We start from the raw sequence: 14,576 nt of genomic DNA on the forward strand, positions 1-14,576 counted from the left end.
TGCCGATGTCGGCGGCCTGGCACTAGCGATGATCGATGGCCTCGTGCCATCGGCGAAAGCCCTATCGACCTGGTCGGTAGGGCTTTTTCCTTGTCTGGCGCTCCGCATTTTCTTGTCGCAGGAGAAGTCTCTCTCATGGCATAAACTGAGACGACCGTATAACGACAATGATCCCGGGAGTGTGCCATGGCTGAACACGTCATCGACATCGGCGGTCGACGCTATCGCTTCGACACTCTTGGCGCGCTGATGGCTGCGGCTTCGCCCCGTCGTTCCGGGGACGAACTGGCCGGTGTCGCTGCCACCAGCGCCGAAGAGCGGGTCATTGCCCAGATGGCGCTGGCGGAGCTGCCGCTCACCGCCTTTCTGGAAGAGCCGCTCATTCCCTACGAGGAAGATGAGATCACCCGGCTGATTCTCGATCGCCACGACCGCGACGCGTTCGCGCCGATCGCCGCGCTGAGCGTCGGCGAGTTTCGCAACTGGCTGCTCTCCGAGCGTGCCGATAGCCGGTCACTGAAGGCGTTGGCACCCGGCCTGACGCCGGAGATGGTGGCGGCGGTTTCCAAGCTGATGCGCGTGCAGGATCTGGTGCTGGTCGGCCGAAAATGCGAGGTCGTCACGCGCTTCCGCAATACCATTGGCCTGCCGGGCCGGCTGTCGACGCGGTTGCAGCCCAATCATCCCACCGACGACGCTTCCGGCATCGCGGCCAGCATCCTCGATGGCCTGCTCTACGCCAGCGGCGACGCCGTGATCGGCATCAATCCCGCCACCGACAACACGTCCACGGTGGTGACGCTGTTGAAGATGCTCGACGAAATCATCTCCCGCTACGAAATCCCCACCCAGAGCTGCGTGTTGACCCATGTCACCACCGCCATCGAGGCGATCGAGCGCGGTGCGCCCACCGATCTGGTATTCCAGTCGATCGCCGGCACCGAAGCCGCCAATCGCGGCTTCGGCATCGATCTCGCGCTGCTGCGGGAGGGGCGCGAGGCGGCACTGTCGCTGAATCGCGGACCGCTCGGCAACAACGTGATGTACTTCGAGACCGGCCAGGGGAGCGCGCTTTCCGCCGACGCCCATCATGGGCTCGACCAGCAGACCCTGGAAGCACGCGCCTACGCGGTCGCGCGCGAGTTCGAACCGCTGCTGGTCAATACCGTGGTCGGCTTCATCGGCCCCGAGTATCTGTTCGACGGCAAGCAGATCATCCGCGCCGGGCTGGAAGATCACTTCTGCGGCAAGCTGCTCGGCGTGCCGATGGGGTGCGATGTCTGCTACACCAATCACGCCGAGGCCGACCAGGACGACATGGACATGCTGCTCACCCTGCTCGGTGCGGCGGGATGCAGCTACATCATGGGCATTCCCGGCTCCGACGACATCATGCTCAACTACCAGACCACCTCGTTTCACGATGCACTCTATCTGCGCCAGGTACTTGGCCTGCGCCCGGCGCCGGAGTTCGAAGCCTGGCTGGAAACCAGCGGTATCTATCGTCACGATCGCGGCATCGCCTTTGATCGGGACTTGCCGTCACGCTTCCAGCACGTGTTGGGGGCAATGGGCTTGGGCACGGTTGATACGGGAACAGCACGATGAACGACGAGGATCTCCACGATGGCGATGCGGGTATCACCGTCATCAATCCCTGGCAGCGGTTGCGCGAGTTGACCGATGCCCGCATCGGCCTGGGGCGCGTCGGCGGCAGTCTGCCCACGGCAGCACAGCTGGCGTTTCAGTTGGACCATGCCCGGGCTCGCGATGCCGTGCACCTGGCGCTGGATACGGAGCGTCTGATGCCGGATCTGGACGCACGCTTTCCGCTGGCGCTGCGGCTGCAGAGCCGTGCCGTCGACCGCGACGAATATCTGCGTCGGCCGGATCTCGGGCGGCGGCTGTCGGAGCAAGCCGAGCAGGAGCTTGCCGCCATCACCCCCGAACCCTGCGATGTCTCGATCTGTGTGGTCGATGGTCTTTCCGCCAGGGCGATTCATGAACAGGCGATAGCGTTTCTCGATGCGGCGCTGCCGGAGATCGAACGGCTCGGCTTGTCGCTGGGGCCGGTGGCCCTGGTGGAGCAGGGACGGGTCGCGATCGGCGACCCGATCGGCGAGGCGCTCAAGGCGCGCATGAGCGTGGTACTGATCGGCGAGCGTCCCGGTCTCAGCTCGCCGGACAGCCTGGGCCTCTACTTCACCTGGGCGCCTCAGAGTGGCCGGCGCGACAGCGAACGCAACTGTATCTCCAACATTCGCCCACGCGGCTTGCGTTACGCCAACGCTGCCAGGCTGCTCGGCTATCTGATGCGCGAAGCGCAGGCGCTGGGTACCTCCGGCGTGGCGTTGAAGGATGACAGCGAAGTCGACTCCCGTCTCGGCGACGGTCGACAAGGCAACTTTCTGCTGCCGCCCGCGTGAGCCTCGGCGGCGAATTCGAACGATGTCGGGCGCGTTACGGCGCCGATGACCGGTGCTGTAGGGGCAAGCTCCTGGACGGCATCGTTACCGAAGTGACGTCGCCACTCGCTCGGACTGGTACCGGTGACCCGGCGAAACAGTCGCGTGAAGTGAGACTGATCGCAGAAGCCACAGATCAGTGCAATGTCGGTCAACGGCGTCTGCTGATGCTGCATCAATGTTTGCGCCTGCCGAATACGCTGACGAAGGACGTAGTGACATGGGGTTTCGCCAAAAGTCATCTTGAAGGCATGGGTGAAGTGACCAACGCTCAGCCGGACGAGAGCCGCCAGATCCGCCGTGCGTATCCGGTCCTGAAGATGAGTCTCGACGTGAGCGGTAAGGCGCCGCGTTTGCCATCCCGCCAGTTTGCCAGGGTCGGTTTCATTCGAGAGCCGTTCTTGCAGCAGCGTCATGGCTCGGGAAAGACCGAGCTGCGCGGCAAGACGCTCGTCGTCGAGGCTATATACCGCCTGGGAGAGCAGGGATAGCACGAGCGCTACCCTTTCCGCCTTTACCGTTCGAGCAACCGGGGGTAGCGTCGATGCAGGGTGGGAACGCCTCATGGTCGAACTCCGGTTGTATCGGTGGCATCAATGATGAAACGCTCTCGTCGGGAAGTTAATCCTCTTTGGGCGAGGGCGCGCCTCCCCCTAAAGAGGGAGGCGCCGGTCTCTTACGCCATATCGATGATGCCGCGTCTCAGTGCAATGGCCACGGCATGGGTGCGATTGCCGGCGTTGAGCTTGGCAATCAGGTTCTTGACGTGTGCCTTGATCGTCTCCTCGGTAAGCCCGAGTCGACGCGCGATCGCCTTGTTGGAGTCTCCTTGTGCGATCCAGCGCAAGACCTCGACTTCGCGCCGGCTGAGTGGCTCGGCACCCAGGTGGCTGGCCAGGTCGGACGCAATTTCGGCGGGGAAATGAGTCTTCCCCATCGCCAGTGCCCGGATGGTGTCGACGAGCGACTTGCGTAGCGTGCTTTTCAATAGATAGCCGGTGGCGCCCGCCTGAATGGCGTGCAGGACCCGGACATCCCCTTGGTAAGTGGTCAGAATGGCGATTCGTGCCGCAGGGAACTCGTCGCGAATGGCACGAATGGCAGCGATGCCATCCAGCTCCGGCATCTGCAGATCCATCAGCGTGACATCGGGCTGCAGGCGGCGATAGCTGTCGATGGCCTCGATACCGTTGCTGGCTTCGCCGACCAGTTCGATATCCGGTTGACCCGCGATCACGGCGGCGATTCCCTCTATCAGTAGAGGATGATCGTCGACGACCAGAACACGGATCGGCAAATGGGCTGGGGGCATGCTCAGGTTCTCCCGAATCGCCAGCGGCGGCGTCGCGAGGGATGATGTCGCGAAGGGTGATATCGATAGGCTAGCGCTGCCGGAACGGTCAGTCGAACCGTGGTCCCGAGGCCGGCCTGGCTGTCCAGTTCGAGGTTTCCCCCTAACTGGCGGGCGCGCTCCTGCATATGGGGCAACCCCCAATGACCGGGGCGCCCCGACGGTGTCAGGTAGTGGCCGGGAATCCCCGTACCATCGTCGCTGACCGACAGGCTGAAGCCATCCGGCGCATGACACAGGGTGACGGTGATTCGCGTCGCATCGGCATGGTGAAGCGCGTTGCACAGTGCTTCATGACCGATCCAGTAGGCTTCGTTTTCGACTCGGGTGCGGAGCGGTTTCGGATTGCCCTGAGTGGTGACGTGGCAGGTCGGGTATCGGGCGTCTGGCCGCTCCCGGGACGCCCGCGCCAAGCGTTCGGCGAGACCGGTGTCCGCCGAGGCACGATGCAGTGACATCACGCGATCACGGCCCTCATCGATTACCTCATCGGCACGGTCGAGCGCCCGCGCCATCGCCTGACGAGCCGGGTCGTCGATGGGCATTCTGTCGGCGGCGGCCTGAAAGTGCAGCACCAGTGCCTGGATGCTCTGAAGCAACGTGTCATGGAGCTCGCGGGCAATGCGTTCGCGTTCGGCGTGGCGCGCCTCGAGTCGTGCGCGCAGCTGAGCCGCCGCCAGGCGCATCCGGTAACGGTAACCAACCCACAGCAAGACGCTGATGATCAACAGGCACAGCCCGCGAAAGGTCCAGGTCTGGTAGAAGGCGGGAGCGATATGCAGGGACAAGCTGGCCGGCCGCGGATTCCAGACACCGCTGCTGCTGGAGGCTTCGACCTCGAAGCGGTAATCGCCAGGTCCCAGCCGAGTGTAGATGGCCTGACGTCGATGTCCGGCGTCGTGCCACCGGGTATCGTAGCCGCGCAGGCGGTAACGAAAGCGTACGCTCTCGGGCCGGGACAGATCGATCGCCGTATAGTCGATAGCGATTCTTCGCGGCCGTGCTGATAATGACGCTTGGGAGGCGATGGGCGAAGCCAGAGGATAGCTGCTGGTATCGGCCGAGAGTGCCGTGAGTCGAGGCTCGGGCGGAGGAGATCGAGCCTGGGTCCGGCTTGGGTCGACCGAGACCACGCCAGTGACGGTGGCGAACCAAAGTCGTCCATCCCGCCCCTGGATGGCACTGGGTACCGGGTGAATACGAAAAGCATCGTTGGGGAGATCATCATCCCCTTCGAAGCGGCGGAATCGAACGCGATAGCCGGGCTCCCCGAGCACTCTGGTGATTTCTCCCGCGGGTATCTGGAGAACGCCGGTTTGGGTGTGCAGCCAGAGATCCCCCCACGCCGGCGAGTCGCCAAGGTGATCGTCGGCGATCTCGGCCGGAGTTTCGATGATGGCGTGAATGCCAGTGAACGGCCCTCCACTGGCGATGGCGTGAAACCGTTTACCATCGAACAGAGCCGCGCCGTTCGTGCCGCCCAGCCAGAGGTGCTGCCGGGTGGCCGAGATCGCCGCCACATTGCCGATATCCAGGCCGTCCTGCCGCCCCCACTGGCGCACGTCGTCTCCATCGCGCATGACCAGTAGATCATCCCGGTAGCCGAACCAGACTCGGCCTTGAGCATCGCTGGTCGCGCTGACGGGCATGGTCTGACTCGGATGGGTCGTCGGTGGAGACGTGAGTTGCCAGGCTTCCCCATACCAGCGGAACAGCCCCGACCGATTGATCGAAACCCACAGCGCGCCGTCGCCATCGCGGGCCATCGCGCGCACGCTCGCTTCGGCCTGGGCCGTTGGCGGCAACGCGGTGACGCGGCGCAACACGCCTCGATGTGCCCGCCAGATACCGTTCGGACCACCCAGCCAGACGTCGCCTTTCGCATCGCTGAAGGCGCTGGTGATGGGCGGCGGAACGTCGCTCGTGTGCCACCGCCCCGCGAACCGGTGCATGAGCGGGCGGTTGCTGGAGCCTGCCCACAGCATGCCGGATGCTTCCTCGGCCAGCGCGATGTTACGGGCGCCGCCGGGCAGATCCGCCGGCACCAGAGTGGCATGACGAAAGCGGTCCAGGCCGGCACTGGTGCCGACCCAGACATTACCGGCCGCGTCCTCGAAGACGGGTTCGATGTCATCGGCGCTGAGACCATCGAGATGACCGTAATGCTGCACTGCAGCGGCAAGCGAGTTGGTGGAGGTCGACAGGTTGTGCCCGGCATCGGGCAACCGCAGCAGACCCTCGCCCTGGGTTCCGATCCACAGGTTGCCGTCGCGGTCAGCGGCCAAGCCCGCGGAGACGACGTCGAGGGGTTGCGGGGCTTCGCCCGAGAACAGGATCGGGCGCACCCGGCCGGGGTGAAGTTCGGCGATCCACAGCGTGCCGTCACGGGTCTGGGTGATCTGGCTGACCCAGCCCACCGGTTGATCGGCATCAAGGAATCGATGGCTGCCGCGGGGCAGATAGAAGAGCCGGCTCTCGCTGGCGGCCCATAGCGTACCGTTGCGGTCGACGAAGACGGCGCGGGCGTTGTTGCCGGGAAACCCCCAATCGGTCGAAACGGTATGCCAGCGAACCCCATCGAAACGCGCCAGGCCGTCGTTGGCGGCAGCCCAGACGTCGCCGTCGTGATCCTGCGCCAGCCCATAGACCGCTCCGGTCGGGAAGCCCGATCCCGGTCCATAATCGGTGAGTTCGCCGTCGCGAATCAGGCTGACACCGCCGCGGCGAAGACCGACCCAGAGCCCACCGCCCGGGATCGACAGCAGGGAGGAGACGGTCGCCACGGTCTTCCCGTCAGTGGTGGCGTAGCGCTCGAAAGCATTGCCGTCGAAGCGAAACAGCGAGTAGTGGGTGCCCAGCCAGAGATAGCCATCCGAGGTCTGGGCGATAGCGCCGACCTGGCCGGGTCCGTTCTCTTCGGCAGTACCGCTCCAGCTGCGATGATGGAGCTGCTGGAGCGTCAGGTTGGAATCCAGCGCCAGTGCCGTCACGGGCATCAGCCAGATCCACCACAACCAGAGGGCGGCCGATCGTCCCATTGGCACGTTCAGCCAGGCCGACAAAGCAGGTTTCATGCAGGTATTCCCACGGCCAGGCACCAGCTTCGCCCTCACCGGTCGATTGTGTCGAGAGCCCGAGGAAACTCGATATTACACCGAGCGCCTGGCATTGGCGTCATCCGCGATTCCGGTCGTGATCGATGCATCAAGGTGTCAGAGACGAAGCGCTACCCGTTGCGCCCAGTGGAGCGTGGCGTCGGCCACGGCCTCCCAGCCGGGTTCGACGATCAACCCGTCGCCGTGTTGGGGGAACGCCAGCAGGGTAGTGGTGGCCATCGAGCGGCGATGGCGCCGGTAGCAGGCCTCGACCCGGGCACTCGATACTCGACGACTCCTGCCCGCGCTGACCAGTAGCAGCGGGCTCCGCTCGTCGTTGGCATAGTCGATGGCGGTGCCGATCCCCAGCGCGGCTTCGAGCAACAGCCGGCGGGGCGTGACGGGCGCTTGGCGGCCGTCGTGGCATGGCGCGATCGGCGAAGGCGGCGGTGGCGCAAGAAGCTGCCAACAACCCCGGCGCGGTGTCGGGCTCAGCGCGATGCCGGCGGCGCCCAGGCCGCGATCCAGCAACAGCTGGACGATGAGTCCACCGAGGCCGTGACCGACGAGCAGCGGCGGTGGCGGCCCTCGATCGAGTCCGTTGGCGTAGTGATCGACGACGTGCCGGATGTTGAGTCCACGCCATCCAGCGCTCGAGCAGGAAGCGGATGGCGCCGGCCGGGATGAGGCGTCGTCGGGCGCGGTCGAAAGAGGGGGCCAGGCCGGTGCCTGGCAGAGATAGCCACAGGCGCCATAGCGGCCGATGAAGGGGCTCCAGCAGGCGGGCGTCTGGCCGACATCGTGGATGAAGACGACGAGCCGCTTCACGCCGAGATCGCCCAGTGGATATGCATGATGCGAGGCTTCGCCCTTGCCGTGTCGGTCGCGCCGATGGTGGTCATCGCTACCAGTGGGAAGATCGGGGCCGGCGCCGTGGGGCGCCGGCCGGTCGTCAGGAACGAGCGAACGCCAGCAGGTCGGCGTTGAGCTGGTCCCTGTGAGTGTCCGCCAGCGCGTGGCTGCCGCCCTCGTAGACCGTCAACCGGGCGTCGGGGATCAGCTCCACGCTCAGGCGGGCGGCACCCTCGATGGGCACGATCTGATCGTCGTCGCCATGAATGATCAGCGTCGGCACGTCGAAGGCTCGCAGGTCCTCGGTGAAATCGGTCTCCGAGAACGCCTTGATGCAGTCGTACTCGTTTTTCAGACCGCCCATCATGCCCTGCTGCCAGAAGGCATCGCGCTGGCCCTGGCTGATCTCCGCCCCGTCGCGGTTGGCACCGAAGAACGGTGTGGTCAGATCCTGGAAGAACTGCGAGCGGTCCTTGGCCACGCCTTCCCGGATACCGTCGAAGACCGCCATCGGCAGGCCGTTGGGGTTATTGGGGCTCTCCACCATGATGGGGGGCACCGCGCCCATCAACACGGCCTTGGCGATGCGGCGGGTTCCGTGGCGTCCGATATAGCGCGCGACTTCGCCACCGCCGGTGGAGTGGCCGACCAGGATCGCCTCCTGCAGATCCAGCGATTCGATCAGTTCGGCCAGGTCATCGGCGTAGGTATCCATCTCGTTGCCTTGCCACGGTTGGCTGGAACGTCCATGGCCGCGGCGGTCGTGGGCGATGCAGCGAAAGCCGTGCTCGGCCAGGAACATCATCTGGCTCTCCCAGGCATCGGCGCACAGCGGCCAGCCGTGGCTGAAAACGACGGGCTGACCGGCCCCCCAGTCCTTGTAATAGATGTCGGTGCCATCGCGTGTCGTGATCGTTGTCATCGGAAGCACTCCTCTTGGCGTGTCGAGTTGTCTTGACGTCGGGTCGGAATTTCCAGCCCGGTGGCACTCGGTGACTTTGTCACCGAGAAGGGGGAACGCTGGTGCGTATCGCCTCAGCGTTCATTGACCGCCCCGGCTGAGTCGCGCTGGGCCAGTGGACGTCGGCGCCAGGCGACCATCGTCATCGCAGCGAGCAGCGCCACGGGCAGTAGCAGCGCGACGAACAGCATCTCGCGATAGGCGACGGCACCGGCGATGGCGCCGAGCCCGAATGCCGCCACCGCCGGCAGGGTCCTGGAGAGGCGACCTCTGGCCTTTTGCCGCACTTCCAGCGAGCAGCGCCGTCCGATCAGATCGACGATATCGAGCACGGCCTGGGTCACGTTGCCGGTCATCACGGTGTTGGGGACGCCGACTCGCACGATCAGTCGACTATGGGCGTTCTGTATGCCCATCGCCGTGGCGCCGGTCATGCCGCAGAGGATGACGCTCATGTCGTCGGGATCGACGACCGGTGAAACCTGAATGCCCATCAGGCAGAAGGCGAGCAGCAACATCGTCTGGGTGCCGTAGAGCACGCTGGGCGCCAGGGGCCGCGGCAGCCATCTGACCAGAAAACTGCTCAGCACGACGCCGGCCACGAAGGCAGGAAACGCTAGCAGCTTGATGAGCGCACCCTCGGCGAAGCCACCGGCCTGCGCCCCGATCAGCACGAAGTTGCCGGTCACGTGGGCGGTGAACAGCCCGAAGAGGGCAACGAAGCCGAGCGTGTCGACGTAGCCCGCGATGCCGGCGAGTATGGTGTCCTCGTGCTTCATGACCACCTCCGCGCGATGACCTGTGGCGAATGGGGATATCTCACACCGCCCAGCAGGCGCAGCCAAGCGCGCCCCAGAAGGCTTTCAGGTCCGAGGCCGGCGCCTGGCTGGCCCAGGCGCGCGCATGATCGTGGCCGTGGACGGCGCAACCGGAGGCGCAGCCGCATGCGCTGGCGGAGACGCGCATCACCGGTGTCGGGTTGGCGGCCGCTTCCGCCTCCTTCCAACCGGCGTAGCCTCCGTAACGGTTGACCGGCGACCAGTCCGGCATGGCCGGGGGCGGCGTGTCGTCCAGCCCTGCGAAACCCGCCGTTGCGTAGACCACGCGTCCGCCGACCACGGTCAGTTGCGAGCTGGCATGGGCGATCTCGTCTTCGGCGCAGGTAAAGAAGTCCCGGTCCGGAACGATCAGATCGGCCAGTTGGCCCGCAGCGATGCGCCCCTTGTTGCCCTCCTCGTTGGAGAACCAGGTGACCTTCTCGGTCCACATCCGCAGCGCCGTATCGCGATCCAGGCAGTGATGCCTTGGGTAGAGTCGCAGGCCGCCGACGGTCTTGCCGGTCACCAGCCAGGCCAGCGAGACCCAGGGATTGTAGGAGGCGACACGCGTGGCGTCGGTGCCGGCCGAGGTGCGCACGCCCAGTTCCAGCATCCGCGCGATCGGCGGCGTCGCCTCGGCGCTCCCGGCGCCATAGCGCTCGACGAAATACTCGCCCTGATAGGCCATGCGATGCTGCACCGCAATGCCGCCCCCTAGCGCCGCGATCCGCTCCATGGAGCGCTCGGAGACGGTTTCGGCGTGATCGAAGAACCAGTGGATGCCCTCGAGCGGGATCTCCTGGTTGACCTTTTCGAACACGTCCAGGGCACGACTGATGGTCTCGTCGTAGGTGGCGTGCAACCGCCACGGCCAGCGATTCTGGGCGAGCACGCGGACCACTTCCTCGAGCTCGCCTTCCATCTCCGGCGGCATGTCGGGCCGGGGTTCGCGGAAATCCTCGAAATCGGCCGCGGAGTACACCAGCATCTCGCCGGCGCCGTTGTGACGGAAATAGTCGTCGCCCTGTTTGTAGGTGGTCGAGCGGGTCCAGTTCAGGAAGTCCTGCTTTTCCTCCTTGGGCTTCTGGGTGAACAGGTTGTAGGCGAGACGCACCGTCAACTGGCCATCGTCCGCCAGCTTTTGAATCACCGCGTAGTCTTCGGGGTAGTTCTGGAAGCCACCGCCGGCATCGATGACGCTGGTGACGCCGAGCCGGTTGAGGTCGCGCATGAAGTGACGCGTCGAGTTGAGCTGGTAGTCGAACGGCAGCTTGGGGCCCTTGGCCAGCGTCGAGTAGAGAATGGTGGCGTTGGGACGCGCCAGCAGCAGGCCGGTGGGGTTGCCCTTGCCATCCCGCAGGATTTCGCCGCCCGGAGGTTCGGGCGTCTCCCGGGTGTAGCCCACGGCGCGTAGCGCGGCGGCATTGAGCAGCGCGCGGTCGTACAGATGCAGAATGAAAACCGGGGTGTCCGGTGCGACGGCATTGAGTTCGTCGAGCGTCGGCAGGCGTTTCTCGGCGAACTGGTTCTCGGTGAATCCGCCGACGACTCGCACCCACTGCGGTGGCGGGGTGATCGCGACCTGTTGTTTGAGCATGCGCATGGCATCGGCCAATGACGGCACGCCGTCCCAGCGCAGCTCCATGTTGAAATTCAACCCGCCGCGCACGACGTGGGTGTGGTTGTCGATCAGTCCCGGCAGCGCCGGCTTGCCTTGCAGATCGATGACCTGGGTGCTGGCATTGGCCAGCGCCGTGATGTCGCGGGTCGTGCCCACCCTCGAAAAGCGACCGCCCTGGATGGCGACGGCTTCCGCTTGCGGTTGGGAGGGATCCAGCGTGGTGATCCTTCCGTTGACCAGAATCAGATCGGGGACTGACGGAGAGGCGGTATTGCCTGAGCGGTTCATGACGGACGTTTCTCCGAGGCTGGCTGGTTGTCGTCGCTGTGGGCCGACGGTTCGCACGGCGTTGGCTCCAGCGGGCGCTGGCCGTTGTTTCTGCCCGGTAGCACGCCAAGGATGTGATTGCTGCAGTCGGACCGATGCCAGGCCGAGGCCAGCGAGGTGCCCGCCAGAACGTGTTTGGCCACCGGAATCACCTGCTCGCCGCAGAGCATGCCCAGCAGCCCCAGGAGCGCCACGATCGGCGGGGCCGGTGAACGAACCTGCAGCAGGCTGTAGAGGATGCCGACCAGTACGCCGGCACCGATGGAGAGCAGATAGAGCTTCATGGCCGTGCTGACCTCGCGGGACGAATGGCGGAAGGTGGGACGCGCGAGCCGATCCGCTCTCGACCTCGCCTTCCAGGCGAGCGTCGAAAGAACGGGACTTGCCTGGCGTGAGCGCCGGATTGGTCGTTCTGGTTTTGTCTCAGTAGGGCGAGCGGTCAGCGCGCGGGAACCGGCTCCTCGGTCGGGCCATGTTTCACCCGCTCGTCTGCGCCGTGCACCATGGTGTAGGCGTAGTCGATCCCCATGCCGTAAGCGCCGGAGTGCTCCTTGACCAGTGCCATGACGGCGTCGTAGGTATCCTTGTGCGCCCAGTCGCGCTGCCACTCCAGCAGTACCTGCTGCCAGGTCATCGGTACGACGCCGGCCTGGATCATGCGCTGCATGGCGTAGTCGTGAGCGTCCTTCGAGGTACCGCCGGAGGCGTCAGCGACCATGTAGATCTCGTAGTCCGCGTCGTGCATGGCGGAGAGCGCGAAGGTGTTGTTGCAGACCTCCGTCCACAGACCGGCGACGACGACCTTGTTGCGGCCATTCCTGGCCAGGGCGTCGCGCACTTTCTGGTCGTCCCAGGAGTTCATGGACGTACGTTCGAGAATGGGAAGGTCTGGAAAGACGGCGAGCAGTTCGGGAAAGGTATGCCCGGAGAAACTGAGCGTTTCCACCGTGGTGATGGTGGTGGGAATGCCGAAGATGCTGGCGGCCTTGGCCAGCCCCACCACATTGTTCTTCAGCACCTGACGGTCGATGGACTGCACCCCGAAAGCCATCTGCGGCTGCTGGTCGATGAAAATGATCTGACAGTTGTTCGGCGTCAAGACTTCCAGTTTCGGTGACATGATCAGCCCCTTGTCGATGAGTGATGTTGAAAAGCCGCGATCGAATCGAGGGCGGACGGCACCTTGGCCCTTCCCGTGCCATGAGTCGCTCGACGCTTGGCGACCAGATTACGCAGTGGCGCCAGGCGAGAATTGGACGAAACGCCGACTTTTGGAACGACTCGGCGGTGTCGGGTGAAGATCCACTGACATCGAGGAGGTCTCTGCGGCAGGAGCGGGTGGCGATAGCGCGAGCGGAAACCAGCCCAAGCTTCGCTTGGCCTCAGGCGTCGAATTGATCGTTTGCGCCAGTCCTTGTCTGGCGCGCAAGCTGGGGCGTATCTCGAACGCCCAATCCAACGACGCAGGGAGGGAGCATGACGCGACCGAATATTCTGGTGCTGATGGCCGATCAGGTGAACGGCACGCTGTTTCAGGATGGGCCGGCGGACTTTCTGCACGCGCCCAATCTGAAGAAGCTGGCCAGGCGGGCGGTGAATTTCAATAACGCCTACACGCCGAGCTATCTGTGCGCGCCGGGTCGTGCGGCCTTCATGTCGGGCCAGTTGCCGTCGCGCACCGGCGTCTACGACAACGCCGCCGAATTCCGCTCCGCGGTGCCGACCTGGGCCCATCATCTGCGTCGCGCCGGCTACTCGACCTGTCTCTCCGGCAAGATGCACTTCGTGGGGCCGGACCAGTTGCACGGCTTCGAGACGCGCCTGACCACCGACGTCTATCCCGCCGACTTCGGCTGGACGCCGGACTATCGCAAGCCCGGCGAGCGCATCGACTGGTGGTATCACAATCTGGGCTCGGTCACCGGCGCCGGTGTCGCCGAGATCTCCAACCAGATGGAGTACGATGACGAAGTCGCCTTTCACGCCGAGCAGAAACTGTTCGATCTCTCTCGCGGGCATGACGCGCGCCCGTGGTCGATGTGCGTGAGCTTCACCCACCCCCACGACCCCTACGTGGCGCGGCGCAAATTCTGGGATCTGTACGAGGATTGCGAGCATCTCGATCCGGAGCAGGGTGTGGTGCCCTTCGACGAACTCGATCCGCACAGCCAGCGGGTCTTCGAGGCCAACGACTACACAAAGTTCGATATCCAGCCCGAGCACGTGCGCCGGGCAAGGCGCGGTTATTTCGCCAATATTTCCTATATCGACGACAAGGTCGGTTCGATTCTGGACGTGCTGGAACGGACCCGGATGCTCGACGACACCATCATCGTGGTGACCTCGGATCACGGCGACATGATCGGCGAGAAGGGGCTGTGGTTCAAAATGAGCCCGTTCGAGGGCTCCTCGAGAGTGCCGCTGATGATCGCCGCGCCGGGACTGGAGCCGCGTTCGGTGGAGACGCCCGTGTCGACCATCGACATCAATGCCACGTTGGCCGATCTGGTGGGCATCGATCTCTCCGAAGTCGAACCCTGGACCGATGGCGAGTCGCTGCTGCCTCTGGCGCGTGGCGGCAGCCGCGAGACGCCGGTCTACATGGAGTACGCCGCCGAGGGCACCCAGGCGCCGCTGGTCACGATTCGCGAGGGCCAGTGGAAGTTCAATCACTGTGAGATCGATCCGCCGCAGCTGTTCGATCTCGAGGCCGATCCGCACGAGACCCGCAATCTGGCCGACGACCCGGACTATGCCGAGACGCTGGCGGAATTCCAGGCCAAGGTCCGCGAGCGCTGGGACATGCAGCGTTTCGACGCCGAGGTTCGGGAGAGCCAGGCGCAGCGCCTGATCGTCTACGAAGCGCTGCGCAACGGACACTACTATCCTTGGGATCACCAGCCGCTGCAGGATGCCTCCCAGCGTTACATGCGCAACCACATGGATCTCAACATCGTCGAGGAGTCCCAGCGCTTCCCGCGGGGCGAGTGAAACGGCGGCTGCATCAGACCGAGGCGGCAATCATTTCGCTCGCGCCGTATGAGCGGGCACTGCATCCGCGTATAATCCATCTATACGAACGTCCA

11 protein-coding genes and 1 pseudogene are annotated in these 14,576 nt (G+C 64.7%); 3 read left to right on the forward strand and 9 right to left on the reverse strand.

The annotated features are described in order from the left end of the window. The first annotated feature begins 186 nt into the window (after positions 1-186). Both BTW07_RS02385 and eutC read left to right on the forward strand, forming a co-directional pair. Positions 187-1,608, forward strand: a complete 1,422-nt coding sequence (locus BTW07_RS02385) for an ethanolamine ammonia-lyase subunit EutB (RefSeq protein WP_075568555.1) — start codon at positions 187-189, stop codon at positions 1,606-1,608. Further along, a complete protein-coding gene (eutC, locus tag BTW07_RS02390; RefSeq protein ID WP_075568556.1) occupies positions 1,605-2,426 on the forward strand; it encodes an ethanolamine ammonia-lyase subunit EutC in 822 nt (273 codons plus the stop codon). The genes BTW07_RS02385 and eutC overlap by 4 nt, the downstream gene beginning before the upstream one ends. A gap of 152 nt (positions 2,427-2,578) precedes the next feature. Here eutC and BTW07_RS20310 read toward each other — a convergent pair. The 9 genes and pseudogenes from BTW07_RS20310 to BTW07_RS02435 form a co-directional block, all read right to left on the reverse strand. Beyond that, positions 2,579-3,031: pseudogene (locus BTW07_RS20310) on the reverse strand (helix-turn-helix domain-containing protein); the annotation flags it as partial. Between the two features lie 110 nt (positions 3,032-3,141). Next, complete coding sequence (locus tag BTW07_RS02400) at positions 3,142-3,777, reverse strand: response regulator (RefSeq protein WP_075568558.1); 636 nt, start codon at positions 3,775-3,777, stop codon at positions 3,142-3,144. Positions 3,778-3,779: 2 nt separating this feature from the next. Then, complete coding sequence (locus BTW07_RS02405; RefSeq protein ID WP_083941431.1) at positions 3,780-6,890, reverse strand: sensor histidine kinase; 3,111 nt, start codon at positions 6,888-6,890, stop codon at positions 3,780-3,782. A gap of 138 nt (positions 6,891-7,028) precedes the next feature. Beyond that, positions 7,029-7,739 (reverse strand): alpha/beta fold hydrolase, encoded by a 711-nt coding sequence (locus BTW07_RS02410; protein ID WP_075568559.1) that lies wholly within the window; start codon positions 7,737-7,739, stop codon positions 7,029-7,031. A gap of 124 nt (positions 7,740-7,863) precedes the next feature. Continuing rightward, complete coding sequence (locus tag BTW07_RS02415; RefSeq protein WP_075568560.1) at positions 7,864-8,685, reverse strand: alpha/beta fold hydrolase; 822 nt, start codon at positions 8,683-8,685, stop codon at positions 7,864-7,866. 113 nt (positions 8,686-8,798) lie between these two features. Then, complete coding sequence (locus BTW07_RS02420; RefSeq protein ID WP_075568561.1) at positions 8,799-9,503, reverse strand: YoaK family protein; 705 nt, start codon at positions 9,501-9,503, stop codon at positions 8,799-8,801. A 40-nt stretch (positions 9,504-9,543) separates the two neighbouring features. Further along, on the reverse strand, positions 9,544-11,451 hold the full coding sequence (locus BTW07_RS02425) for an amidohydrolase (protein ID WP_075568562.1): 1,908 nt from the start codon (positions 11,449-11,451) through the stop codon (positions 9,544-9,546). Then, positions 11,448-11,774, reverse strand: coding sequence for a XapX domain-containing protein (locus tag BTW07_RS02430; RefSeq protein ID WP_075568563.1), 327 nt, complete (start codon positions 11,772-11,774; stop codon positions 11,448-11,450). Before BTW07_RS02430 ends, BTW07_RS02425 begins: the two co-directional genes overlap by 4 nt. A gap of 155 nt (positions 11,775-11,929) precedes the next feature. Further along, positions 11,930-12,610 (reverse strand): hydrolase, encoded by a 681-nt coding sequence (locus BTW07_RS02435; protein ID WP_208605359.1) that lies wholly within the window; start codon positions 12,608-12,610, stop codon positions 11,930-11,932. Between the two features lie 356 nt (positions 12,611-12,966). Between BTW07_RS02435 and betC the strand changes: the two genes are divergently transcribed. Next, positions 12,967-14,481: a choline-sulfatase gene (gene betC, locus BTW07_RS02440; RefSeq protein ID WP_075568565.1), complete on the forward strand. Its 1,515-nt coding sequence runs from the start codon at positions 12,967-12,969 to the stop codon at positions 14,479-14,481. Positions 14,482-14,576: the final 95 nt, after the last annotated feature.

Source organism: Salinicola socius (assembly GCF_001937195.1).
Taxonomy (GTDB): Bacteria; Pseudomonadota; Gammaproteobacteria; order Pseudomonadales; family Halomonadaceae; genus Salinicola; species Salinicola socius.

Coding starts and splice junctions, on each gene's coding strand:
- BTW07_RS02420 (WP_075568561.1), bottom strand. CDS start 9,503: ATGAAGCACGAGGACACCATACTCGCCGGCATCGCGGGCTACGTCGAC.
- BTW07_RS02425 (WP_075568562.1), bottom strand. CDS start 11,451: ATGAACCGCTCAGGCAATACCGCCTCTCCGTCAGTCCCCGATCTGATT.
- BTW07_RS02415 (WP_075568560.1), bottom strand. CDS start 8,685: ATGACAACGATCACGACACGCGATGGCACCGACATCTATTACAAGGAC.
- BTW07_RS02430 (WP_075568563.1), bottom strand. CDS start 11,774: ATGAAGCTCTATCTGCTCTCCATCGGTGCCGGCGTACTGGTCGGCATC.
- BTW07_RS02405 (WP_083941431.1), bottom strand. CDS start 6,890: ATGAAACCTGCTTTGTCGGCCTGGCTGAACGTGCCAATGGGACGATCG.
- betC (WP_075568565.1), top strand. CDS start 12,967: ATGACGCGACCGAATATTCTGGTGCTGATGGCCGATCAGGTGAACGGC.
- BTW07_RS02400 (WP_075568558.1), bottom strand. CDS start 3,777: ATGCCCCCAGCCCATTTGCCGATCCGTGTTCTGGTCGTCGACGATCAT.
- BTW07_RS02385 (WP_075568555.1), top strand. CDS start 187: ATGGCTGAACACGTCATCGACATCGGCGGTCGACGCTATCGCTTCGAC.
- BTW07_RS02435 (WP_208605359.1), bottom strand. CDS start 12,610: ATGTCACCGAAACTGGAAGTCTTGACGCCGAACAACTGTCAGATCATT.
- eutC (WP_075568556.1), top strand. CDS start 1,605: ATGAACGACGAGGATCTCCACGATGGCGATGCGGGTATCACCGTCATC.